The following is a 24,898-nucleotide window of genomic DNA, read 5'->3' on the forward strand; positions in this document are numbered from 1 at the left end:
GTGCCGCAACGACATCAATATGATCTCTATCTTACGTCACTCGAAAACGTGCACGATGGGCGGTCGCGGCCCGATCGGGCCGCTGTCGTCACGAGTCCGGCGCCGCCTGCTCGGACGCCCACTCGGTGGCGACCTTGCCGGCGATACCGGCGGCCTCGGCGACGTCGCCGACCGTCGGTGCGTCCGGCTCGGAGCCGGACGAGTAGCCGAGCTCGTCGATGCTCCCGGTGACACGGACACCGGACCGGCGTAGCTCCGCGATGACCTCGTCGTTCCACTGCTCGACCTGCTCGCGGTGACCTTCCGGAATACTCACCCGCGGGCCGCGTTCCGCTCGTTCCCCGAACGCGTCGATGATTCTCTTGTCCAGACGCTTGATCGCGGGGACGGACCAACCAGCCGACGTGAGATTGAGGTTCAGGGAATTCAGTATCTCGGCCTCTGCCATGGTGACCCCGCCGTGAACGGGCGTCTTCTCCGGCGCGGAAAGTTTCGTGCCGTCGACGGCGGCGGCGTCGAGAAAGCGACTCCACAGCTGTTCGGGCGGTGATCCCGGATTGGTGATCACGGTGACGCGGTCCGTCCCGACGACGGATGCCCACCGTTCGGCGAGCCGCCCGAGCGCGAACGCGCGCCACATGGGCGTCTGCGGGTCCTTCTCGAGGACGTCCCACCCCATCGAGCGCTCACGAGCGCGTTGGTTCAGGAAGGATTCGAAGTTGGCCGAGCGGCCGTTGCGCAGGTGCTGCTGCCATGCCGACGGCAGCAGCTTGCCCAGGCCACGCGCGGTGATGAGGATATCGGTGTTGTCCGGGCAGCCGAACGCCTCCACGGTGCGGCGGGCCGCGTCCGCGCGGATCACCGACAGCGCCTCGGCCGAGACGATGGCGGTCCCGCGCCACCCGTGCACGCGATCCTGCAGTCTCTCCCACCAGCCGCGTTCCTTCTCGGCTTGCTGCTCGGAGACCCACGAGTACTCGGTGCCGAGCAGGCCGTAGGTCGCCAGCTCGTGATGGTTGATCCGATTGGTCCGCAATCGTCTGCGGCTGGGGAGCTGGTACAAGACGCCGATCTTGGCCAGCTCGTGTGCACGGTGCTGCATCAGCTGTTGCAGATATGTCGTTCCCGACTTTTGCACGCCGATGTGCAGCACGAGTCGCTCGGCCACGAATTTACTCCAGACACAAGAAGCGCGCCATGACGGCTGCGCTCTATTTCAACAGACTTGCCACCCGACGCATCCCGACCTCCGAGCCGCAGTACTCGGTCACGAACTCCGCTCCGCGTCGCGAGTATTCGTGGTATCTGTCAGCGTCGGCCCACAGCTCACGGATCGTCTCCGCGACGTCGTCAGCCTCTGCGTAGACGGCCGCGTCACCGAAGATCTCCGCGTATTCGGTGGGCAGCACGCACGGGACGCCCATGGCCATCGCCTCGGCGATGTTGCGGCCGAACTCCTCGATGTACTTGCTGTGGTGGAAGTGGACGAAGATGTCGATCTCCTGGACGAAGTCGGAGACCGCCACCGAATCGAACGGATACACCGTCCAGTTCTTGGGCCAGTAACCCAGGACCTCGTGCGCCGCTTTGGCACCACCCACGAGCCTGACGTCGTAGCCCGTGTCCGCCAGGTAGGACTTGGCCAGGGTCGAGGCGTCTTCGGGCCACTTGGTCGCGTGGTCGCGGCTGTGCCGGCCGACCACCGGAGCGCTGGCAGGACCCCGGGTGCGGATCGGCGGCGACATGTCGGCCCAGTCGACGATCGGGTACCAGTCCTCGGAGAGGATGGCCTCCGGCGGCAGCACGTCTCCCAGGTGCCGGCGCACGCGCGGGCTGATGGAGATCCAGGTCGGCTCGTCGCCGAACGCGTCCGCGTAACGACGGATGACCGACGACGTCTCGTACTGGAAGGCGCCGTGGTCCTTCATCTGCCAGGGCAGCTGATTGACCAGCAGGTAGTGCTTGGACGCCGTGATGTTGGGGTAGCCGGCGAAGGCGTAGCGCAACACCGGCGGATGGTGCACGAGCAACGCTTCGGCGGAGACGTGGTCCTCGGGCAGGATCAGGTCGACGTCGTCGGCCTGGAACAGCTCTCGGTACGACGGGTCGATGGTGCCGCTGCCACGGCTTCGATACCGCGGCATGTTGAAAACGCCGATGCGCAGGCCGAGCTTCCGCGCACAGTCGATGTACGCGAGGTTGCACCGCCTGGTGCCACCCAGCAGCGACAGGTCGGAGCCGATGATCAGGTCGTAGGACTGCGAGATCTGGTCCCGGTTGCCGGCCAGCGACCGCGGGCTGAAGAACGGTGACTTCGCGTCGCTTCGCCGATGCTCGGAGTACGAGGGAATCTCGCCTTCACCGAAGGTCTGCTGACGCCAGAACCGCGCCTGCTCGGTGTACTCCCGGCGCGCCCCGAAGTCGATCGAGCGCATGCCGGTGTCTTTGCGTTCGGTGAGGTTGTTCCCCGCGACCAGGAAGAACGACAACGGAACCTCGGTGTCGGTCTCGACAAGGGAGTCCTCGCCGAAGTGCTCACGCAACCGCTCGATGAACTCGGAGTCCGCGTGTGCGCGCACGGTGTCCCAGCCGCCGAGGTCGCGCATCGTCTGTGTCGTCGTGAGCAGGGACGTGTAGTTCCAGTGGATGGGCTCGAGCATCGGCCGGTAGGTCCGAAGCTGAAATTCCATCTGCGGGCTGACCCGAGCCAGCCGGGAGAAGGACCCGGTGGCGTTGTGTGAGCGCAGCATCTGCAACTGACGCTCGAGAAGCTGCGGGTGCGACCAGTCGTCGGCGTCGTGCACGGTGAAGTACGTGCCGGAGGCGTTCGTCAGGCCGGTGTTGCGGGCGCCGTACGCCCCTTGGTTCTGGTCGTGCCGCAGGACCTTGACCCGTGGATCGTCCGACGCCAGCGACTTGGCGACCGAGCTGGTGTTGTCGGTGCTGGCGTCGTCGACGACGAGAATCTCGATCTTGCGCAGGGTCTGTGCCCGCAGGCTGTTGACCGAGGTGACGAGTGTGGACTCGGCGTTGTAGGCCGGCACCACGATCGAGATCGTCGGATTCTCGGCCTCGGACTCCCCGACGGGCGCGATGTCGGTCTTGAGGGAGGCGAACTCCAGCGCCCTCGAACTGTCCACCAGCCGGCTGATGGGCGTCACCGCGTGCCGGTGGAACACCTCGTCGATGAGTTCGAGGCGGTCGCGGTCGGCCTGCTCGCGCGGCACGACCCCCGCCTCGGCCTGGCGCAGGCGGAGGTTGGCCTGGGCGAGGTGCAGGTCGGGCGACTGCGCGCCCCAGGTCTGGAAGAGGAGTTCGGCCTCCTCGAAGTGGCCGAGCTGAGTGAGAATGTGGTGTTCGAGCACACGGAGCCGGTCGGTGTGAAGGCTCCCGTTGAGCATGCGGGTGAAGACGAGCCGGTCGAGCGCCAAGTCGTACTTCTTCTCGGTGGCGTACCAGCGGGCCAGCGCCTCGGCGGCGCGGGCGACGGGAAGACGCGGAGTGTTCTCGATGGAGCGACGGAAACTTTCCAGCTCGGCGAGAGCATCGTCGGTGAAGCCCATCCACAGCGCACGAGAGAGCGAGCTCACGTGCCGGTCGAGCACTCGCTCGCGCTTGGTGCGGTGCTGCGACGGCTGATCGTCGTCGGTCATCGAGCCATCGGCCATACTGCGCTGGGTCAGCCCACGGCTGCTCTGCGTGCCCGTGACCATTCGCCGCAGGTACGGTCTGAACCGGCGCGGCGTCAGCCGTTTGGCGGCAGCCTTGATCGTCTGTCGGCGCTGGTGCGAAAGTCGGCCACTGACGACGCGGTACGCGCGGCGAGCTAGGTTCCTCATGCTCTCGGATTACTCCATCTGTCTCAGGCGGTCGTGGCCGAGGGCCTTCGGGCCGAGGTGTGCCGGGCGACTCGGTCTCGGGCGGGTCCACTCGCCATGGCAGTGGATCGCAGCAGTTTCTGCCGACAGTACTGGGTAATCGAGCGGCTCGACCACCGGGACTGCCGTGACAGAGCTCCACTGGCGGCGTGGTTAGGCACGGGACGTCATGATGCCACATCTGTTGTAACGACGTGGTTACGGCTGCTGCATCAACTCGAGACTGCAGCGTCCCAGCTCCTGGCTTCTGTCAGCGCGGTCTGGGCCGCCTCCGGGAGGCCAGCACGCTGAGGCTCGTCTGAGCGTGTCAGCCCGTCGCGGTGCGGTCGGCGCACGCGATGACTGACACCGACACCGCGAGGGACTACAATCACCTGGCCCAGCAACATCTGGATATGGAACAGCAGGAGGTCTACAGTGAGCGTCGAGAGCCGAGCAAGATTCAGCCTCGACAAGGTGCTCGAGCGCAAAACGGCAGCCGACTGGGAGCGCAGCACGTACATCTCCCTGAAAAATCGATATGTCTTCTTGCGCGTGGGTAAGGCTGCCAGCAGCACTGTCACACAGCACCTTGAACGAGTGGAGTCCGAGGGGTCACCGTTCACCGTGGGGAACCCCAACAGGCGCGACACGTCGCCACACCTGCTCCCGTTCCAACTGCCCGCTGATCAAGTAGCCGACATCATGGAAAGCCCGGACTGGAAACGGGTGACCTTTGTTCGGAATCCATTTACTCGCACGCTTTCGTGCTACTTGCATCGCGTTGTCGCGACCCCGAGATCACCAACTGCTCGAGCGTTCCGCAGGGTGTCCGGCGACAAAGGAACTCCAACGTTCGCACGGTTCGTCGAGGTCATCTGCCAGCAGCCGAGCGTCGAGATGGAGCGTCATTGGCGTTGCCAGGCCGACGAGGTGCTCGACGGCCTCATCGAGCTCGATTTTGTCGGGCGCCAAGAACATCTCGATCGCGACGTCCCAGAGCTGAGTAACGTGCTGTTCGGCCGGCAGGTGTTCGAGGACAGCGTGGACGTCGACAAGTCTCCGAAGCCGACGGGGGCATCCACGAAACTCGGCGAGCACTACACGGACAAGCTCGCGGCGATGCTGGTGGAGCGGTACGAGCGCGACTTCGAACTGTTCGGCTATTCGACCGACTTGTCGCAGGCAACCTGACGTAATCCGCGCGTCGTTGGTGCGGCTGTGGCGTGGCTGTACCACCTCGACGCTCCCCACCGCCGGGTTACACCACGAGCCGGTACAGCGTGTGGGGCCGCCCCGCGCCGCCCGGGTTGAGCTTGCCGGCACGTTCGGCCAGCCCTCCCAGCTCGAGGCGCTGGACGATCCGGTGCGCGGCGCGTACCCGGATGCCGAGGTGGTCGGCGATGTCGCGGGTGGTGACCGGCCGGTTGTCGGTCGCCTCACGCAGTTTCTGCAGCTCACGCAGCGTCGCGGCGGCCACGCCGACCCGGCGCGCCAGCACCGAGAGGCTGGTGGTGTCGGTCGCTCCGCGGCTGGCCGGAACGTCGAGGATCATGTCGGTGCCGTCGCGCAACGACAGGACGGCGCGGACGTCGCCGAGCACGCGGGCGCGGGCGAGGGCGTGCCGGGCCCGCGTCTCGGCCGCCGCGGCGGTGTCGCCGAGCCCGAGCCCGACCCGGACGACGCGGTGGTGGTCGGCGAGTCGGCCAAGCATCGGCAGCGAGGTGAAACCGGAGGTGGCGGCGTACAACGGACCGCGGGTCGTGATCAGCAGGTGAGAACCGCCTACCGCGGCCGCGAGACTGCCGCCCAGCGCGGCCGCTTCCGCCGCGAGCCCCACGTCGCCGCCGGAGGTCTGGATCAGCCCGACGGCGACCTGCGCGTCCTCGGCGAGCTGGTTGCTGCCGGCCAGAAGAACCTGCCGCAGGGCGACGCGGACGGACGCGGCCAGCGGCGCGAGCCGCAGCGCCGGCTGCTCACCGGCGATCGCCTCGTGGACGGCCGAGTTGCAGGTGACGGCGACGTCGGTGCCGGCGGCGTGCCGCTCGCGGTGGAAGCCGATGATCTCGGCCGGCTTCAGCCCGGGGTCGAACGGGAGCACGTGCAGGTGGTCGGTGGGCAGCCCCGCCTCGGCGTAGGTGTGGTGGACGTCGTCGAGCGGCACCGTGTCGATGGACAGCCGGGCGACGTCGTGCCCGCGCTGCGCGAGCACCAGCAGCGCCTGCGCCAGCGTGGGTCCGCTGTACTCCAGATACGTCGCGGGCGCGGTCGGGGGGCCGTGGGCGGCGACGGTGGCCGCGTACGGGGCGATGCCGGCGAACAGCCACCCGTCGACCTCGGCGAGGTGAGCGTCGACCAGGGCGGGGGCGTCGGTGTCGTCGGCGTAGGGCAGCTCGAGGATCACCGTGCCGGGCTGCTCGCGGACGACGGAGGTGATGCCGGGGATGAGGTCGGCCGGGCCGACGACTCCGATCGTGGCGCTCATCGCACGTGGATCCGGTAGAGCGTGGCGGGCCTGCCCGGAACACCGCCGGAGTCCTCGCCGGCCCGTTGCGCGAGGCCGGCGCGTTCGAGCTTCGCCAGGATCCGCCGGGCGCTGCGGGTCTGCCGGCCGAGCCGGTGGCCGAGATCCGCGGCGGTCAGCGGGGTGGTGGAGTCGAGCCGGAGCGCGCGGATGGCGGTCAGCGTCGCCGGGGCGATGCCCGCCTGCTGCGCGCGCTCGTCCATGGTCGGCTCCTGCGCGGGCGCCACGGACGTGCGGTGCGCGAGGACGACGTCCGGGTCGTTGCGGCGCGACAGCACCGCCGCGACCGGCCCGGCCCGGCGGGACCGGACCAGCGCCCGGCGGGCGAGATGCTCGGCCTCGGCGGCGGTGTGCCCGAGACCGAAGCCGACGTGGACCCGGTCGCTGACCGCGGAGAGCCGGCCGAGCAGCGGCAGGTCGGTGAACTCGGCGCTCGCCTCGGCCAGCCGGCCGCGGGTCGACGCGATCAGCACCGTGCCGTCCGCGCGCTGGCCGACGCATCCGCTGAGCTCGGAGACGTGCCGGACGACGTTCGCGGTGCCGTCGGCGGTCTCGACCAGGCCGACGACGATCTGGGCGTCGCCGAGCGCGGCCTCGTCGATGCTCAGCGTCAGGTGGTCCAGCGTGCTGCGCACGGCGTGCCGGGTGGGGCGCAGCCGGATGGTGGGCAGTTCGCCGTCGAGGCGGGCGTGCACCGACGACAGGCAGGTGATGGCGTGCGTGCCGGTGCCGTCGCGGTGCGCCCTCCGGTGGAACTCGGCGTAGTCGTCCGCGCTCAGGTCGGGCCGGAACGGGAGGACGCGCACGTGCGTCGGGTCCAGCCCGGCGTGCTCCAGGCAGCGGCGGACGGCGTTGTGCGACATGGTGTCGACCGAGAGCCGGTCGATCCGCTGGTTCGTGCGCAGCAGCCCGACCAGCGCGAGCTGGAGCGCTTCGCGGGTGTAGGGAACGTAGACGGCGGGCCGGTCGAGCACGCCGGCCCGCTCGGCGCGGGTGTACGGCCCGATCCCGGTGAACAGCCATCCGGTGACGTTGTCGGCCTGCGACTCGACGATGGCGGTCGTCTCCGTCTCGTCGGTGTAGTCCAGGCACAGCGCCGAGATGTCGGCGTGCTCCCCGCAGTACGGAGCCACCTCGTCGACGACGTCGTGTGGTCCCACCACACCGATCACGGATGCCACTTCAGTATCACCTGCCCCTGATGCCGAGCGTACGGCAGCAGGGGCAGGTGACCTGGAGTGGTGGCGCAGCCACGGGCCGGTACCGGCGCGTCGTCCGTCAGCGGCGCGGCCGGGCCAGCACCGGGCGGGACGTCTCCTCGCGGTTGCCGGCTCCGTCGACCGCGGCGGCCGTCACCCGGTGCATGCCGGGCCTGGACAGCGGGACCGGCCCGGTGTACGCGGTCCACGGGCCGTGGTCGAGCCGGTACTCGACCCGCCAGAGCCCGGAGCCGCCGGCGTCCTCGGCGTTCACCTTCACCGACGGCAGCCGTTCACCGGAGACGTACACGGTGTCGATCGACACCTGCGGAGCGGATCCGTCGTCACCCGCCGGGTCCCAGTGGAACAGCTCGGCCCCCCGGGCCAGCGCCAGGGTGCCGTCCGGCAGGACGGTGAACAGCCGGTAGCCGGACACCCCGAGGTCGGTGACCGCGCCGGTGCGGGTCCACACCTGCCACAGCCGCCCCGCCGACTTCACGTAGAGCAGCGGCGCGTCCGGAGCCTCCCGCAGGATCGCCACCGTGTTGGGGAACGTCCGGCCGCCGCCGACGGTGTCTCCCAGTTCGATGGTGCGCACGACCGTGCCGTCGGCCGGGTCGATCTCCGCGAGCGTGGTGTCGGCGATGGTCCACAACCGCCCGTCCCGGTCGGCGACGACACCGGCGTAGGACGTGGCTCCGGGAACCGGCTTGGTACGCCACAGCACCTCGTCGGCGACCGGGTCGTAGGCGAACATGTCGCCCTCGGTCAGGGTGGGCTCCGGTGCGCCGGAGCCGCCGTGGATCCAGGTGCCGCAGTACACGACGTCGCCGATGACGGCCAGGTCGCACACGGCCCGGTCACCGAGACCGACGTCGCGCACGTCGTAATCGCCGGTGCCGGTGTCGTGCACCACCAGAGCGCCGCCGAACGTGGGGCTGCGCGGCCCGGTAGCCGCGACCACCCGGTCGCCGACGCGGGCGATCGCGAAGATGCGGTCCTGCGGGTCGGCATGATCGTGCAGGTCCCAGACCTTCTCCGGGTTCGGGGCCGTGCCGGGCGGGCCGGGCGAGTACTCGACGCTGTTCCACGGCTGGTCCGGGTCGTAGCGGTACCCGCGGGCGTCCGGATAGGCACCGACCCACACCGACTCGCCGTCGTCGAGCAGGCTCTCGGTCTGCGAGAAGCGGTGGAACCGCACGCTCGCGTCGGCGGGGTCGATCCGCGCGAACCCGGCGAGGTACCCGCCGGCGAGGATCGTCCCGTCCCGAGCGGTCTCGAGCGAGATCATCTCGGCCGGCTCGCCGGGGACGGTCGGCCCGTCGGTGACCGAGTGCGCACCGGTCTGCGGGTTGTACCGCCACATCTCCCCGCGCCAGAACCAGCCGGTCAGCGTCTGCCCCGGCCATTCGGGATCGCCGAGGTCGACCCAGCCGACGCCGCGGTAGTTCCACACCCGGCCCGGGTAGACCAGCCCGGTCGCGGTGACCGTGCCGCTGACCGGGTCCCAGCCGGTCAGCTCGTTGTCGTGCATGACGTAGACGAGACCGTCCGCGTCCGGTGCGGACAGCCCCAGGCCGGCGACGTTGGCCAGCTCACCGATCCAGCTCCCGGTGGCGGGGTCGAACGCGTAGAGCGGCGCGTGCTTGATGTCCACGCCGATGCGGACGTAGAGCAGGCCGCCGGAGGCGTCGACGTCGAATACCGACACCGACGTGTCGCCCGGGGTCAGCCCGGCCGGCAGCGGCAGTTCGGTGGTGTCGCCCGACGCCGGATCCAGCCTGAACAGGTGCGCACCGCGCGACGTGCCGACGTAGACCGCGCCGTCGAGCACGCCGATGGCGCGGGCGTACTTCGTGTCCGCGGCGACCGAGCCGAAGTCGTGCACCTCGGCGGTGTTCACATCGAACGAGAAGACTCTCGTCCCCGGGTAGGTCGCTCCGTAGATGCGCGAGTCGGCGCCGGCGGCCAGCCCGAACAGGAACGTCTCGCCGGCCAGCGGCGAGCCGAGGTCGTCCACCGTCCCGGCCCGGGGGTCCACCCGGTACAGGCCGGCGTTGGAGTACGAGCCCACGTACATGTTCCCGTCGGCGCCGATCGCCGTGGCGTACGCGCCGCCCGCGCCGGGCAGCGGCCGGGTGAACAGGGCCTCCCCGGTCCGGGCGTCCACGGCCGACACCTTGGCCGGCTCTCCGCTGGTGACACCGCACAGCAGTGCTTCGCCGTCGGATCCGCCGAAGATCTGCGCGCCGACCATGTTGACGTCGGTGATCGGCACGGTCAGCAGTTCGGGCGCCGTCCCCGACGACGGTCCGAGGGCCCGGGCCGGCCCGCCCGGCCCGTCCGTCCCGGTGGTGGTGCTCGCCGTGGCGGGCAGCCAGGACGTCGCGTACGCCACGGGCGGGCCGGCCAGGGCCGCGGTCAGCAGGGTTCGTCTTCGCATCGGGTCTCCTCGTGGTTTCGGTCCGGCTTCGTTTCGGTCCGGCGGGCGCGCCGGTGTCACGCGTCGCGGGCCGGTGTCACGGCTCGCCGGCGGCGGCCAGGATCGTGGCGCGTTCGCGGGCGCTGATGATCCCGTCGTCGCGCAGGTCCGCCGAGACGGTGGCGACGTGGCGGACCCACGCGCCGTGCGTGTCGAACTCGTCCGGCGCTCCGAGCAGGTCGGACACGCGGCATCCGTCGTCGGCGTAGCGGTTCGGCACGGTGGTGTCCTCGCCCCCGACGGCCACGGTGTCGCGCTGGTCCGGTTCGGGGCACCGTGGTTCGGCCACGTCGTACCGGAACAGGTTGGCGTCGCGGCTGTAGTACAGGTCGCCGTGGTGATCGATGACGAGGCGCTCGACGTGGTTGCCGGCCAGCACGTCGACCTCCCACGTCGTGGGATGCACGCGGTGCAGGAAGCCCCCGGTCGTGACGAACAGCCGGCCGACGTCGTCGAAGACGATGTCGCGGTCGGTGCCGTAGCGGCTCACGCCGGTGTCCTGCAGCTGCTGCCGGCGGACGATCTCACGGGTCTCCGGGTCGAACGCGAACAGCCAGCCGCCGGCGAGCCCGTACAGCAGGCCGTCGGGGCCGAAGGTCAGCCCGGACAGCGACGGCTCGCCCTCGACCGGCGCGTTCTCGTACACGACCTCGCCGGTGTCCGGGTCGTAGATGAACAGCGTCCCGGACTCCTCGATCGGGTCGACGCCGTAGCCGCCCCACACGGTGGACCCGCCGTAGACGAGGCCGTCGCCTCTCGTGGCCAGCGTGACCGGGCTGCGGTTGCCCAGCACGCCCTGGTCGACGGTGAGGTCGCCGCTGACCGGGTCCCACAGTCCGATGGCGCCGTCCAGGCGGCCGGACTGCGGCACGGTGCCGACGGCCACCCGGTCGCCGAGATCGGCGAACGCGTGCGGGCGGTCCTGGAAGTGCTCCATGTAGACCGGCGGATCCTGGTCGAACCCCTCGTCCCACGGCAGGCCGGTGTCGTAGACGGACAGCACGGCCCGCGGATAGCGCCCGATCAGCAACCGGTCGCCGAAGGTGCCGAACCCCTCGACCTGGCGCACGCCGCGCAGCCGCTCGACCTTCTCGGTGTCCGGGTCCCAGCGGGCCATGCCCGACTGCGAGAGGTAGCCGCCGATGTAGATCTTGCCGTCCGGGCCGGTGCCCAGCGAGTGGATCGGCGGCGGCGCGCCCTCCAGGTCCGCGTAGACCCGCCGTGTCTCGCCGCTGGTGACGTCGAAGACCTCCATCCGGGACGAGCCCTGGTACGTGACGGCGAGCGTCGGCCCGGGGAAGTCCGGGTGGTCCAGGTCGACCCAGGCGAACCGCCCGGGGATGACGCGTGGCCGCCAGCCGATCTCCTCGTGCTCGCCGGTGCCGAGGTGGTAGCGGGCCATCTCGCCGTTCTTCAGCCGGAAGTAGACGTGCTCACCGGTGGCCGGGTCGATCGGGGAGACGGCCTGGCCCTGGAACTCGGTGACCTCGTCCACCCACTCGCCCGTCGCCAGGTCGTACACCAGGAGGACGTGCGTGGACTGCAGGAAGGCGAAGAGTTTCCCGCCGGCCGCGAACAGCCGGTAGACCGCCTTCTCGTCCTCGTACCCGGCGGGCAGCGCGATCTCGTCGACGCTGCCGGCGTCCGGGTCGATGCGGAACAGCCGCCCGCCCGGCTGGCTGCCGGCGTAGACGACACCGTCGACCTCCACGAGGCTCTGCACGTACGTCTCGCTCGGTGCGACCTGGCCGAAGTCGCGGACGTCACCGGTCTCCGGGTCGACCGAGAAGACGTGCCCGCCCGGGTAGGTGCCGCCGTAGATGGTGCCGTCGTCGCCGGTCTCGAGGCTGAAGATGCCGTCGTCCTCCAGCGGCGTGCCCAGGTCCTCGATCGTCTCGGTGCCGGTCGGGTGCCGGAACAGGTCACCCTGGCGGGTGCCGATGTACACGCTGCCGTCGGCGGCGGAGTAGTCCAGAGCCTTGCTCCGGTTGCCGCGCGGCAGCCGGGTGGAGAACGTGGTGTCGCCGGTCCGCATGTCGGTGACGACGAACTCGACCGTGTACAGCGGCTGGCCGTCGGCGACGTGGTAGGCCTGCGGGCGGCCCTCGGGGCTGCGGCCGAACTCCTGGGCGAACGCGACGACGTTGCCGGCGATGGGTGTGCCGAGGTCGGTCTCGCGGCTGTCGGCGCCCGACGGTGCCGTGGGTGCGGGCGAGGCGGCCGCTTCGGGTGCCGGTGTGGCGGCCGCGCCGAGCCCGGCTGCGCTCAGGCTCGCCGCCAGCGCGGCCACTCCTGCGCGGGCGAGGGCCGAACGGCGGCCCGCCCGGCGGTCGGTTCGAGGGTTGGCTTGAGGGCTCGTCGGGGGAATCATCGTGTGCCTCCCGGATGGGCGTCGACGCGGTGGCGGAGCAGTTCCGCGCCGTCGGTGACGTACACGTCGCCGGCGTCGCTGACGGTCAGGCGGTAGAGGTCGGGGCGGTCGTGCAGCAGCTCGACGCGCCGGCTGCGCGGATGCAGCCGGACGAGTCCGCGGCCAGGGACGGTGGCGTAGACGCGTCGGTCGGCCGGGTTGTAGGCGAGATCGCCGACGACGTAGGCGCCGTCGGACGGCCAGGTGTAGGAGGCGTAGCGCCGCCACCACACCCGTCGGCTCCCGCGCGGGTCGACGCTGAAGATCACGCCGGCCGTCAGGCCCCACAGCCGGCCGTGGCCGTCGAAGTCCAGTGCCGACACCGTCCGTTCGCCGGCCACCGGCACCATCGACCACAGCATCCGCCGTTCGGCCAGGTCGAAGGCGAACAGGACGGCCTCGGACGCGGTCTCGTCCGCTCCGTACCCGCCGTACACCGACGTCCCGGCGTAGAGCACGCCGTCGCGGTGGGCCAGCGCCATGATGCTCTGGTCGGGGACCAGGTCCGGGTAGACGTCGCGAGCGCCGGTCGCCGAGTCGTACAGGGTGAGCGCGCCGCCCAGGAACCCGCTGGACGGCACCGTTCCCACGGCGAGGTGTGCGCCCGCCGACGTCATTGCGAACGGCCGGTCCTGACCGTGGTCGGTGCCGTCGAACAGCTTCCGCGGGTTCGGCGTCTCGCCGGGCGGGACGGTGGTGTACTCCGCGCTGTAGAACGGCGTGTCCGGGTCGTAGTGGTAGATCCGCGCCTGCGGGTAGAGCCCGAGGTAGACCTCGCCGCGGTGCACGGCGATGCCCTGGTGCTCGCCGAAGCGGTGCGACTCGATCTCGTCGGTGCGTGTGTCCAGCACGGCCAGCCCGCCGACACCGGTGCCTCCGATGTAGACGCGCCCGTCGGCCCCGGCGCCGAGGGCCCGCAGCCGCACCGGCACCTTGGCGATGTCGGTCTCGAACGTCTCGCCGGCGCCGGTCTCCGGGTCGTGCCGGAAGCCGTACCCCTTCCAGCCCATGCCGATCAGCGACGGGCCGGGATAGTCGGGCAGGTCCAGTTGCCCCCAGCCGACGCCGCGGAACTGTGTGACCCGGCCCGGGAAGAGCAGGCCGGTGGGCGTGGTGGTGCCGGTGCCGGGGTCGTAGCCGGTGACCTCGCCGCCCTGGACGACGTAGACCCGCCCGTCCGGACCGGGTGCCGAGACGTCGAGGCCGCCGACGTCGTCGAGCTGGTCGACGACCTCCTCGGTCGCGACGTCGATGACCACCAGCGTCCCGGTGACGCCGGTCGGCGAGATCCGTGCGTACAGCAGCCCGTCGTGGACGTTGAGGCCGTAGACGCGGTGATCCGGCTCGATGTTCGGCGGGAGGGCGATCTCACGTCGCTCGCCGCTCGCGGTGTCGAACGCGACCAGATGGGCGTTGGGCTGGGTGCCCGCGTAGACGGTGTCGCCGTGCACGATCGTGCTGCGCGCGTACGTCTGGCCCTCGAGGGCCTGGCCGTAGTCGCGGACCTCGCCGGTCTCCGGGTGGTACCGGAAGACCCGGCCGCCGGGGTACGTCCCGCCGTACAGCCAGCCCTGGTCGTCGAACGAGATCTTGAAGATCACCCGCTCGGACTCCAGCGGCCGGCCGAGGTCTGTGAGCTGCGCCGCGCCGTGCGGCCACCGGTAGAGGTGCCCGTTCTGCGCGCCGATGTAGACGGCGCCGTCCGGTCCCGTCGTGACTCCCCAGGCTGTCTGGGTGCCGGTCAGGGGCACGGCGTGCGCGACCGACCCGTCGGACGGGTCCAGGACGTTGAACGTGCCGTCGGCTCCGGCCGAGCCGGCCGCGATGGAGTACAGCCAGGTCCGGTTCTGTGCGTCCATGCCGACCGCGCCGCCGGTGGTGGTGACGTCCTCGATCGGCGTGCCGAGTGAGTCCAGGGCCGGTGCGGCGCCCTGTCGTGGTGCGGCAGCGGCGGGCGCTGACGGCAGCACGGTGGCGGACGCGCCGGCGGCGAGTGTGCCCAGCACAGCGCGTCGTGAGACGGGGCGATGGGGGTGTTCCGAAGACATCGAGACCTCCCGATGTAGGCATGGTCTTCGAATAACGGTCGCTACCGTAATCACGGATTGTTCGAACTGACAAGATCTGACGCCGCAGATCAGCACCTCTTGACCCGGATGTTCGCCGGGCCTACATTACGGCCACGCCCTAAATTGACAGGCAGGAGCCCAGCCATGCGATCTGCCCGATGGCGAACGACATCCGCCCTCCTCTGCGGCCTGGTGCTCGCGGCGGCCCCGCTGACGGCACCGGCACAGCCCTCCGACACCATCGCCGGCACCTCCACCGGCACCTCCACCGGCACCGAGCAGGCGGCGACGGCGAGCCCGTCCACGGTCCCGACGGGCACGCCGGAGGACCTGGGACCACCGCTGCCGCAGCGGCCGCTCTCACCGGACCAGGCGCTGGGCGAGGGCCTGAACGGCGAGCCGCTCGCGTTCTTCCTGCCCCGCGGCAACGACGACGTGCCCGCGGAGTTCACCGTGGTCGACATCCGGACGCAGGAGGTGGTCTTCCGGCAGAAGGTGCCGAGCGGCAACGACTCCTGGGGAGTCGAGTACTCGGCGGCCGAGAAGGCGGTCTACCTCGGCATGCGCAGCGGTGAGCTGTACCGGTACGAGATCGGCAGCGAGACGATCGAGCCGCTGGGAACGCCGATGCCGGGCGAGCAGATCCTGATGCTCGAGGTCGCGGCGGACGGCGTCGTGTTCGGCGGCACGTATCCGAACGGGCACGTGTTCAGCTACGACCCGGCCACCGGTGACGTGCGCGACTACGGGCAGGTCCTCGGCCAGCCGTACGTGCGCAGCATCGCCGTGACCGACGACACCATCTGGGCCGGCACCAGGGGAGAGGCGCGGCTGGCCGAGATCGACCGGAGCAGCGGAGAGCTGACCGAGATCCCGCTGCCCGAGCAGTACCGGTCCAGGCTCGCCGTCTACGACCTGTTCCACGTGCGTGACGACCGGCTGTTGCTGCGCACCGAGTCACCGCCGGAGCACGAGGTCCACGTCTTCGACCTCGGCACCCGCGAGTTCGTCGACACCGTCGAGGTGGCCGGTCCCCGTATGGTCTCGCCGGTCGACCCGACGACGGGCAAGCACGTCTACTTCCGGGTGAACGAGGGCGAGCACTCCGGCCAGATCGCCCGCTACGACCTGGACGCGCTGAGCTGGGAACCGACGGACTGGTCCCCGAGGGTCATCCCGGGCGACTTCCGCTGGGTCGACATGGATGACCCGGACTTCCCCGGGCTGAGCCTCGCGGTGACCTATTACCGCGGCGACATCGACGTGCACAACTTCCGGACCGGGAACAGTACGTCCCAGGAGGCCGACCTGCACGCCCCGCCGGCGCGGCTGGCATCGCTGGACCGCAGCCCGGACGGCGACATCTACGTGTCCGGCCAGCCCGGCATGGCGAGGTGGAGCGTCGAGGACGACGCGCTGGAGGAGCTCTCCGGTGGCGGCGGCGCGCAGGGGTTCGGATCGTGGGGTGAGGACCTGCTGATCGGCAAGTACCCGGGTGGCGGCCTGCGGGTCTACGACACCGCGTCGCCGTGGGACCCGGGCGCCGGCAACCCGACGGGTTCGATGCCCATCGGCGCCGAGCAGGACCGCCCGTTCGCCTTCGCGGAGCTGCCCGGCCGCGTCGCCGTGGGGTCCGCTCCCGAGAGCGGGCTGCTCGGCGGCGCGCTGACACTGTGGAACCCCGACACCGGCGACACCGAGGTGTTCCGCGACGTCGTGGCGGACCAGAGCGTGGTGTCCCTCGCCTTCGACGGTGACCTCGTCTGGGGCGGCACCTCGATCACGGGCGGCTTCGGCGCCGAGCCGAAGGCGAGCGAGGCCGTGCTGTTCGCCTTCGACCCGCGGACCCGCGAGGTGGTCTACGAGACCGCCCCCGTCCCGGAGGCCGAAGCCGTCTCCGGGCTGGCGGTGCACGCGGGACAGGTGTGGGGGATCGCCGACGGCACCCTGTTCGCGGTGGACCTCGACACGCGCGAGGTCTCCGGCACGATCGACCTCGGCCACGACACCACCGAGCCGCACGGGCGCGACTTCGAGATCGTCGTCGACGACGCCGGCCGGATGTTCGCGAGCAGCACGAAGAAGCTGCACTACATCGACCGTGCCCGCTGGCAGGCGCACGTGCTGGCCGACAACGCGGTGGAGGACCTGGCGCTCGACGACCACGGTGACCTCTACTACCGCTCGGGCGCGCGGCTGTTCCGCTTCAGCCCGTCGCCGGCCACCGGCCCGGAGTGCGACCGGATCGTCGACGGGCACCACGCGGGCGCGCTCGCGGTCACCGACGGCGTCACCTGCGTGCACGGCGCGGCGGTCAGCGGGCGGGTCGAGGTGTCGGCGGGCGCCGGCCTGGTGGTGACCGGCGGTGAGCTGTCCGGCGGGCTGACGGCGCGCGGCGCGTCGACGGTCCGGCTGAACGGTGCCGACGTCGCCGGCGCGACCCGCATCGAGTCCACGACCGGCCCGGTCGTCGTCACCGACGCCACGATCTCCGGCGCGGTCACGCTCGCGGACAACGCCGGCGGCGAGAACGTCATCACCGGGACGACCATCAGCGGGACGCTGGCCTGCACCGGCAACGAGCCCGCCCCCGTCCACGACGGTACGACGGCCTCCGCCGGCGCCACTGGGCAGTGCGCCCCCGACGGCGCGCCCGGTATCGAGGTGCTGTCGTCACGGCCGGACGCGGTCTCCGGTGGCGACGCGCTCGTCCGGGTCACGGCGCCGCCGGGCGTCGAGCCGGGAAGCGTCGACGTCGAGCTCGACGGCGCCGACGTCACCGGTCAGCTGTCACCGGACCCGGCCGGCGGGACGCTCACCGGCGTGGTGAGCGGCCTGCCCGACGGCGCCGGCACGCTGACGGCGAGCACGGCCGACGGCACACCGGAGGCCGAGCTGCGGCTGACCAACCACCCGATCACCGGGCCGGTCTTCTCCGGCCCGCACGAGGAACCGTTCGTCTGCGACACCGAACGCTTCGAGCTGGTCACCGGTGAGCTGCTCGGCCCGCCGCTGGACGACGACTGCTCGGTGGCGACCCGTGTCGACTACATGTACCGCACGACCGGCGACCGTTGGGCTGCGCTGCCCGACGGCGAGACCCGTCCCGACGACCTCGCCTGGACCACCACCAGCACCGGCGCCGAGGTGCCGTACATCGTGCGGGTCGAGACCGGGACCATCAACCGCGGCATCTACGAGACCGCGGTGCTGCACGACCCGGAGACGGCCGCCCCGGCGCCGGGCGCACGCCCGGCGGGCTGGAACGGCCGGCTGGTCTACCGGTTCGGCGGCGGCTGCCCGCGGGGCTGGTACGTGCAGGGCGATCGCACCGGCAGGGTCCTGGACGGCGGGATGCTCGAACAGGGCTACGCGGTCGCCTCGTCGTCGCTGAACGTGTTCGGCAACAACTGCAACGACGTGCTCGCGGCGGAGACCATGAGCATGGTCAAGGAGCGCTTCGTCGAGGCCTACGGCCCGCCCGAGTCCACCCTCGGATGGGGCTCCTCCGGCGGCGCCTACCAGGTGCACCAGATCGGCGACAACTATCCGGGCCTGCTCGACGGCATCATCGCCGGCGCCAGCTTCCCGGACGTCGCCTCGGGAACGCTGCTCAGCGCGACCGACGCCGGCCTGCTGCACCGGTACTTCACCGAGACCGCACCCGGCGCGCTCACCCGCGAGCAGCAACGGGCCGTCGCCGGGTTCGGCAAGTGGGGGAGCATCGCCAAGGGCGCGAACAGCGCGCGCCGGATCGACCCACGCGACCAGTGCCCGGAGCAGCTGCCGGAATCGCTGCGCTACGACCCGGAGACCCACCCGGACGGCGCCCGCTGCGACGTCTACTCGCACCATGCGAACGTCTACGGCGTCGACGACAACGGGGTCGTGCGGCGGCCGCTGGACAACGTCGGCGTGCAGTACGGGCTCGGCGCGCTGGAGGACGGCGTCATCAGCGTGGAGGCGTTCCTCGACCTGAACGAGCGCATCGGCGGGCTCGACGCGGACGCGAACCACGTCCCGCAGCGCACCGAAGCCGACCCGGAGGCGCTGGAGACCGCGTACCGCACCGGGCGCATCCTCCGCGGCGGAGGCGGGCTGGCCGAGATCCCGATCATCGACTTCCGGCTCTACTTCGACGACCGGCCGAACGGCGACAACCACCAGCGGTACCACTCGTTCTCCACCCGGCAGCGGCTGATCGCGGCCAACGGCACGGCCGCCAACCACGTCATGCTGGTCGACGAGCGCGAGCACGGCGGATTCAACTCCCGCGACCCGGTCGGCCGCCGCGCCCTCGCCGAGCTCGACGCCTGGGTCACCGCGATCGAGAACGACGACCGGCCCGCGGACGAGCCGATCGACCGGATCGCGCGGAACCGGCCGGACTGGCTGGTCGACTCCTGCTGGACCAGGGGCGAGAACCCGCGGCGCATCCGCGAGCGCCAGCTGCCCGAGACCGAGGGCTCCACCTGCGCCGAGCAGTACCCGGTGTGGTCGTCGCCGCGGATGGTCGCCGGCGGTCCGCTGGCCAACGACGTCCTGAAGTGCCGGCTCGAGCCGGTCGGCGCCGACGACTACGCGGTCGAGTTCACCGCGGCGCAGCTGGACCGCGCGCGGGAGATCTTCGACGACGGGGTGTGCGACTGGTCCCGGCCCGGGGTCGGTCAGCAGGAGCTGGCCGGAACCTGGCTGCGGTTCCCGAGGCCCGGGGCCGGCCAGACGGAGGCGGTGCGGTGAGCGCGCACACCGGTGCACGGCGACGCCGCGAGCGCAACCGCCGCTACAGGATCGAGCTCGAGCACTACCTGCGCGGCAGCCTGGTCGACGGCTACCCCGCCCGCGCGGCATCGGCGTGGGCGCGGGACTACACCGACCCCGGCGCCTACGCCCGCAGCGTCGAGGCCAACCTGCGGCGGTGGGCGCGCTTCCTCGGCACCCCCGGCCTGGTGGCCGACGGGCCGGCCGAGATCGAGCCGCACCCGGTCCGCGACGGCGTGACCGCGAGCTGGGTGCGACTGCCGCTGTCCGGCGGACTGACGGCCGAGGCGGTGCTGGCGGTGCCCGACGGCGCCGAGCGGGCGCCGCTGGTGGTGTTCCAGCACGGCATCGCCAGCGCGCCGGAGTCCGCGTTCGACCCACCGGGCGAGAGCGGCAGCGGATACCACGAGTGCGCGGTCGCGCTGTTGCGCGCGGGCTTCGCGGTACTGGCGCCGTTCAACGTCGCCGGGATCGAGGAGCGCAATCGCTTGCAGCGGCTGGCCTGGATGGACGGGCGCCTGATCGAGGGCATCGAGCTGGCGCGGCTGCGCTGCCTGCTGGACGCGCTGCCCGGGCTCGCGCCGGTGGACCCGGACCGGATCGGGATGTGGGGGCAGAGCTGGGGCGGACTGGCCACGCAGTACTGGATGCCGGTGGAGCCGCGTATCCGCGTCGGCGTGATCTCGTCCTACTTCAACGACCGCCTGGCCAAGATGGCGGTGCCGGATCCGCGGTACACCTGTTTCCTCGAGACCGCGGAGATCCACGCGCACCACCCGGGTCTGCTCGGCGAGTTCGCCGACGCCGACCTCGTCAGCCTGATCTGCCCCAGGCCGCTGCTCGTGCAGCACGGGCGCGCGGACGACATCGGGTGGGCCCCGGCGGTCACCGCCGAGTTCGGGCGGGCGCGCCGGCACTGGGACGAGCTCGGCCTGGGTGAGCGCGTCCACCTCGAACTGCACCACGGCGGCCACGAGGTCGAGCCGGACTCGGCCGTGGACTGGCTGCGGCGATGGCTGTGAACACCACTCACGGAAGGTGTCTACCGATGCGGCGAACAACGATGGCAGCGGGCGCGCTGGCGATGGCACTGCCACTCGCGGCGTGCGGGTCGGACTCCGGCTCGGCGTCCGGCGACGGCGAGATCTCCGGCACCGTCACGATGTGGACGAACCCCATCTACGACGAGAACGCCATGCGCGAGCACTACCAGCAGCAGGCGGCCGAGTTCCAGAAGGAACACCCGGATGTCGAGGTCGAGATCACCGTCAACCCGTGGCAGGGCGCACAGGAACAGCTCACCGCGGCGCTGGCGGCGGGGGAGGGACCGGACGTCGCCTACCTGATCCCGGACCGGATACCCACGCTGGCCAGCCAGGACCTGCTGGCGCCGCTGGGTGACACGCTCGGTCAGGACCGCGACGACTTTCACCAGTCGGCGCTCGACGCGGTGACCTACGAGGACGAGATCTACGCGATCCCGGTCCTGCAGAGCGTGATCCCGCAGGTGTACGACAAGCGCGTCCTCGACGCCGCCGGTGTCGCCGAGCCGCCGACCACGTGGGACGCCTTCCTGGACGCCGCCGAGAAGGTGAAGCAGGCCGGGCACTACATGACCGAGTACCCCGGACACCTGGAGATGACGCTGAACATCAGCTTCTACCCGTGGCTCTACCAGGCCGGCGGCAGCGTCTACTCCGACGACGGCGAGTCGGTCGCGTTCAACAGCCCCGAAGGCATCGAGGCGCTCGAGTACCTCAAGACGCTCGTCGACGAGGGCTACACGCCGAAGGGCGCCATCAGCGAGCCGTCGAACATCGAGCAGTCCGAGGTCAGCCGCGGCAACGTCGCCATGGTCAGCGCCGAGCCGCAGCGCCTGATCGAGCTCTGGGGCGCGGAGAACGTGCTCATCGCGCCGCCGCTGGAGAACCAGGAACAGGTCGCCTACGGAACGGTCGGGGCGTACGGCGTGCTCGGCACGTCCGACAACACGGCCGCGGCACGCGAGTGGGTGAAGTGGATCAGCCGGCCGGAGGCGCTGCGCGAGTTCGACGTGGAGTCGGGCTACTTCGCCCCGCGGAAGTCGCTCGACGACCTGTACGCCGACGACCCGGTGCTCGGCAAGGTGGAGAAGCTGATCCCGACGACCTCCACGTTCGGCCCGCACCCGGCCAAGTCCGTCGAGGTGATGTCGACGCTGCGGGTCGAGGTCCAGGCGGCGCTGCTCGGCGAGAAGTCGCCCGAGGAGGCGCTGGCCGCTGCCGAGGAGCAGGCGAACAGGATCCTCGGCGGCAGCTGACCGGCGGCCCCGGCCGACATCACCGGAAGGAGCGTGACCGCCGTGAGCGGGCACACCGACACGTCACCCCGCGTGGACCCACCGCCCGGGCCCGAGCCGCAGAGCTCCGGTGCCCGCCGCGCGGCGAGCCGGGCTGGCGTGCTGCTGCGCCGTCGCGAGGCGCGGATCGCCTACGCCTTCATCCTGCCGTACGTCACGCTGTTCCTGATCTTCCGCGTGGTGCCGGCGGTCGGCAGCGTGGCGCTGAGCTTCGCGGACTACTCGCTGGCCGGACAGTTCAGCTGGGTCGGCCTCGACCACTACGAGCGCCTCGGCGGCGATCCGTTGTTCGTGGAGGCGCTGCGGGTGACGGCGGTCTACACGGTGATCGCGGTGCCGCTCGTCGTGGTGGGGTCGCTGGTCATGGCGCTGCTGATCCGGCGGCCCTCGCGGGGGACGAAGGTCTTCCGGTCGATCTTCTTCCTGCCGGTGATGACCAGCCTGGTCTTCGCCGGGGTGATCTGGCGCTGGATCTACTCCGACAACGGCGCGCTGAACGCCATGCTCGAGGGGATCGGGCTGTCGTCGGTGCCGTGGCTGTCGAACGAGCTGCTCGTGCTGCCGGTCCTCGCGTCGGTGGCGACCTGGGCCCGGTTCGGCTTCGACATGCTGATCTTCCTGGCGGCGCTGATGAGCGTTCCGGTGGAGCTGGAGGAAGCGGCGCGGGTGGACGGCGCGAGCTGGTGGCAGGTGTTCCGCTACGTCGTGCTGCCGCACCTGCGCCCGGCGCTGTTCTTCGTCGTCGTCATCGAGACCGTGCACTCGTTCCAGGTCTTCGACGTCATCTACGTGATGACGGCCGGTGGTCCGGTGCGGTCCAGCTCGACCCTGGTGTTCATGCTCTACCAGCGCGGATTCGAGTACTTCGAGTTCGGTTACGCGGCGGCCATCGGCGTCGTCCTGTTCGCCATCACGCTGGTGGTCGCGATCGTCCAGGGACGGTTCTTCGGAAGGAGCAGGACGTGACCGTCACCGAATCGGGCACCGGGGGTGCCGGGGGCAGCGCGGGCGGTGGAGTTCCCGGAGGCGGCGCGGACAGCCTGGACGCCGCGCCCGCGCGTCCGCCACGAGCCGGGCTCCCGCAGGTCGCGCGGTACGCGGCACTGACCGTGGCCGCCGTCGCCACGGGTTTCCCGTTCTACGCGATGATGGTGATCGCGCTGAAGCCGCCGACCGCGGTGATCGAGCTGCCCGGGTCGTTGTGGCCGTGGCCGCTGACCCTGGAGACCCTGGAGACCGCTCTGGCCGGCGGCGAGATCGCCAGGTGGGCGCTGAACAGCGTCATCTACTCGGTGGGCTCGATGGTGATCATCGTCGTGCTGTCGTCGCTGGCCGGGTACGCGTTCGCGAAGAAGCGCTTCGTGGGCCGGGACGCGATCTTCTGGAGCATCATCGCGATGATGATGATCCCGTACCACCTCACTCTGGTGCCGCTGTTCATCCTCGTGTCACAGGCCGGCGGGATCAACTCGTACTGGGGGCTGATCGTCCCCACCCTGGCGAACGTGCACGCGCTGTTCCTCATGCGTCAGTTCATCATGGGGATCCCGGACGAGATGATCGACGCGGCGCGGGTCGACGGCGCCGGCGAGCTGCGCATCTACTGGAGCCTCGTTCTCCCGCTGGTGCGACCCATCGTCGCTACGGTGGGACTGTTCATGTTCCTGTGGCACTGGAACGACTTCCTGTGGCCGCTGGTCGTGGGGCAGTCCGAACAGATGCGCACCCTGACCGTCGGCGTGGCCGGCCTGCGCCAGCAGGAGACGCTGCTGCCGCTCGAGATGGCCGGCGTCGCACTTGCGTTCCTGCCGATCATGGCGGTCTACCTGGTCGCCCAGCGGCATTTCCTCCAGGCCGCGATGATGTCCGGAATGAAAGGATGAGCACAGCAGTGCCGAAACCGCATGTCGTCCTGATCCACTGTCACGATCTCGGCACCTGGCTGAGCTGTTACGACGCGCCGAACGCGCCGACACCGCGGTTGCGGGAGCTCGCGGACGAGAGCGTGGTCTTCGACCGCGCCTTCGCCACGTCGCCGTTGTGCACGCCGGCCCGGTCCGCGCTGTTCACGGGTATCTCGCCGCACCGCAACGGCCTCGTCGGACTCACCCATCACGGCTGGCGCTACGCCGCGGGGGTGCGGACGCTGCCGGAGCGCGTCCGCGACCTGGGCTGCCGGTCGAGCCTGGTGGGGCTTCAGCACGAGGACCCGGACCCGGCCGTCCTCGGCTTCGACGAGGTGCGTGGTCTCGGGTTCCTGCCCCGGGCGCTGCAGGTCGGCCGCGAGAGCGCGGACTGGTTCGCCGAGCACGGACGCAGCGAGACGCCGTACGTCGTGACCATCGGCATGTGGGAGGTGCACCGGCCGTGGCCGGCGGAGGACTACGCCCCGTTCCCGGCGGCCGACGTCGACGTTCCGCCGTACCTGCCGGACAACGCCGACACGCGCGCGGACCTGTCCGGCCTGTACGGCTCGATCCGGCAGCTCGACGACGCGGTGGGCATGACCCTCGACGCCATCGAGCAGCACGGCGACCCGGACAACACGCTCGTGATCTTCACGACGGACCACGGCGCCGCGCTCCCGCGGGCCAAGGGCACGCTCTACGACCCGGGCGTGCGGGTGGCCATGATCGCGCGGCCGCCCCGTGCGTGGCGCGTACCGGCGGGCAGGGTGTCGTCGCTGGTCAGTCATCTCGACGTGGTGCCGACGGTGCTGGATCTGCTCGGCGCCCCGGCGGCCGGTGAGCTGGAGGGGCGCAGCCTGCGCCCGGAGCTGAGCGGCGACGCGGAGGCGCCGGCGGACAGGACGTTGTTCCTGCAGAAGACGTACCACGACAGCTACGACCCGATCCGCGCGGTGCGGACGGACCGGTTCAAGTACGTCCGCAACTACGTTCAGGGACCGAAGCTGGTGCTGAGCAAGGACCTCGAGGAGAGCCAGACGCGGCGCGGGATGGGCGACGAGCACCTCCAGCCGCGTCCGGAGGAGGAGCTCTACGACCTGGACGCCGACCCGTGGGAGATGACGAACCTGGCCGGCACCGCCGACTGGGAGCCGGTCCGGAGCCGGCTGGCCGGCCGGCTCGACGAGTCGATGGCCGACACCGGCGATCCGCTGCGGCACGGACCGATCGCCCGGCCGCCCGCCCCGGTCCGCCGGTAGCGCGCGGAGCTTCCGCGGTGCCGTTCGCTTCGGCGCCTCGGGGGAGCCGTCGTGTGCTCCGTCACTGTCGCGGTCGATTGCGTTCTATACCC

General features: G+C 70.9%; 14 protein-coding genes. 7 read left to right on the forward strand and 7 right to left on the reverse strand.

Annotated features, from left to right (window positions below):
- Positions 1-88: 88 nt before the first annotated feature.
- Together CLV30_RS19100 and CLV30_RS19105 are read right to left on the reverse strand one after the other, a co-directional pair.
- Positions 89-1,168: a hypothetical protein gene (locus CLV30_RS19100; protein WP_106538829.1), complete on the reverse strand. Its 1,080-nt coding sequence runs from the start codon at positions 1,166-1,168 to the stop codon at positions 89-91.
- 43 nt (positions 1,169-1,211) lie between these two features.
- On the reverse strand, positions 1,212-3,653 hold the full coding sequence (locus CLV30_RS19105) for a glycosyltransferase (RefSeq protein WP_129711029.1): 2,442 nt from the start codon (positions 3,651-3,653) through the stop codon (positions 1,212-1,214).
- 642 nt (positions 3,654-4,295) lie between these two features.
- On the opposite strand from CLV30_RS19105, the gene CLV30_RS19110 reads away from it, so the two are divergent.
- Complete coding sequence (locus CLV30_RS19110; RefSeq protein ID WP_165358643.1) at positions 4,296-5,051, forward strand: sulfotransferase family protein; 756 nt, start codon at positions 4,296-4,298, stop codon at positions 5,049-5,051.
- Positions 5,052-5,118: 67 nt separating this feature from the next.
- On the opposite strand, the gene CLV30_RS19115 is transcribed toward CLV30_RS19110, so the two are convergent.
- From CLV30_RS19115 to CLV30_RS19135, 5 genes are all read right to left on the reverse strand, one after another.
- Positions 5,119-6,342, reverse strand: coding sequence for a helix-turn-helix domain-containing protein (locus CLV30_RS19115; RefSeq protein ID WP_106538832.1), 1,224 nt, complete (start codon positions 6,340-6,342; stop codon positions 5,119-5,121).
- Positions 6,339-7,562: a helix-turn-helix domain-containing protein gene (locus CLV30_RS19120; protein ID WP_129711030.1), complete on the reverse strand. Its 1,224-nt coding sequence runs from the start codon at positions 7,560-7,562 to the stop codon at positions 6,339-6,341. The genes CLV30_RS19115 and CLV30_RS19120 overlap by 4 nt, the downstream gene beginning before the upstream one ends.
- A gap of 97 nt (positions 7,563-7,659) precedes the next feature.
- Positions 7,660-10,023, reverse strand: a complete 2,364-nt coding sequence (locus CLV30_RS19125) for an OmpL47-type beta-barrel domain-containing protein (RefSeq protein ID WP_106538834.1) — start codon at positions 10,021-10,023, stop codon at positions 7,660-7,662.
- A 76-nt stretch (positions 10,024-10,099) separates the two neighbouring features.
- On the reverse strand, positions 10,100-12,433 hold the full coding sequence (locus CLV30_RS19130; RefSeq protein WP_129711031.1) for a PQQ-binding-like beta-propeller repeat protein: 2,334 nt from the start codon (positions 12,431-12,433) through the stop codon (positions 10,100-10,102).
- The gene (locus CLV30_RS19135; RefSeq protein ID WP_106538836.1) at positions 12,430-14,478 is read right to left on the reverse strand and encodes a PQQ-binding-like beta-propeller repeat protein; all 2,049 of its coding nucleotides are present in this window, start codon (positions 14,476-14,478) and stop codon (positions 12,430-12,432) included. The genes CLV30_RS19130 and CLV30_RS19135 overlap by 4 nt, the downstream gene beginning before the upstream one ends.
- Positions 14,479-14,685: 207 nt before the next feature.
- Here CLV30_RS19135 and CLV30_RS27050 point away from each other — a divergent pair, with 207 nt between their 5' ends.
- Genes CLV30_RS27050 through CLV30_RS19165 form a run of 6 tightly spaced genes read left to right on the forward strand, consistent with a single transcriptional unit; the run spans position 14,686 to position 24,806 of the window.
- Positions 14,686-19,281 carry a DUF6351 family protein gene (locus tag CLV30_RS27050; protein WP_205740889.1) on the forward strand — a complete coding sequence of 1,532 codons (4,596 nt, stop codon included), beginning with the start codon at positions 14,686-14,688 and terminating at the stop codon, positions 19,279-19,281.
- Complete coding sequence (locus CLV30_RS19145; RefSeq protein ID WP_106538837.1) at positions 19,278-20,324, forward strand: alpha/beta hydrolase family protein; 1,047 nt, start codon at positions 19,278-19,280, stop codon at positions 20,322-20,324. The genes CLV30_RS27050 and CLV30_RS19145 overlap by 4 nt, the downstream gene beginning before the upstream one ends.
- A 26-nt stretch (positions 20,325-20,350) precedes the next feature.
- The gene (locus tag CLV30_RS19150) at positions 20,351-21,601 is read left to right on the forward strand and encodes an ABC transporter substrate-binding protein (protein ID WP_165358644.1); all 1,251 of its coding nucleotides are present in this window, start codon (positions 20,351-20,353) and stop codon (positions 21,599-21,601) included.
- Between the two features lie 42 nt (positions 21,602-21,643).
- Positions 21,644-22,606: a carbohydrate ABC transporter permease gene (locus tag CLV30_RS19155; protein WP_205740890.1), complete on the forward strand. Its 963-nt coding sequence runs from the start codon at positions 21,644-21,646 to the stop codon at positions 22,604-22,606.
- Complete coding sequence (locus CLV30_RS19160) at positions 22,603-23,523, forward strand: carbohydrate ABC transporter permease (RefSeq protein WP_205740891.1); 921 nt, start codon at positions 22,603-22,605, stop codon at positions 23,521-23,523. Before CLV30_RS19155 ends, CLV30_RS19160 begins: the two co-directional genes overlap by 4 nt.
- Before the next feature lie 8 nt (positions 23,524-23,531).
- The gene (locus CLV30_RS19165) at positions 23,532-24,806 is read left to right on the forward strand and encodes a sulfatase family protein (RefSeq protein WP_165358645.1); all 1,275 of its coding nucleotides are present in this window, start codon (positions 23,532-23,534) and stop codon (positions 24,804-24,806) included.
- Positions 24,807-24,898 lie beyond the last annotated feature (92 nt).

Origin of the sequence: Haloactinopolyspora alba (assembly GCF_003014555.1) — a bacterium.
Lineage (GTDB): Bacteria > Actinomycetota > Actinomycetes > Jiangellales > Jiangellaceae > Haloactinopolyspora > Haloactinopolyspora alba.

What these genes read in the sequence shown, in the direction of transcription:
- CLV30_RS19105 (WP_129711029.1), bottom strand. Translation starts at nt 3,653, where the DNA reads ATGACCGACGACGATCAGCCGTCGCAGCACCGCACCAAGCGCGAGCGA.
- CLV30_RS19115 (WP_106538832.1), bottom strand. Translation starts at nt 6,342, where the DNA reads ATGAGCGCCACGATCGGAGTCGTCGGCCCGGCCGACCTCATCCCCGGC.
- CLV30_RS19125 (WP_106538834.1), bottom strand. Translation starts at nt 10,023, where the DNA reads ATGCGAAGACGAACCCTGCTGACCGCGGCCCTGGCCGGCCCGCCCGTG.
- CLV30_RS19130 (WP_129711031.1), bottom strand. Translation starts at nt 12,433, where the DNA reads ATGATTCCCCCGACGAGCCCTCAAGCCAACCCTCGAACCGACCGCCGG.
- CLV30_RS27050 (WP_205740889.1), top strand. Translation starts at nt 14,686, where the DNA reads ATGCGATCTGCCCGATGGCGAACGACATCCGCCCTCCTCTGCGGCCTG.
- CLV30_RS19150 (WP_165358644.1), top strand. Translation starts at nt 20,351, where the DNA reads ATGCGGCGAACAACGATGGCAGCGGGCGCGCTGGCGATGGCACTGCCA.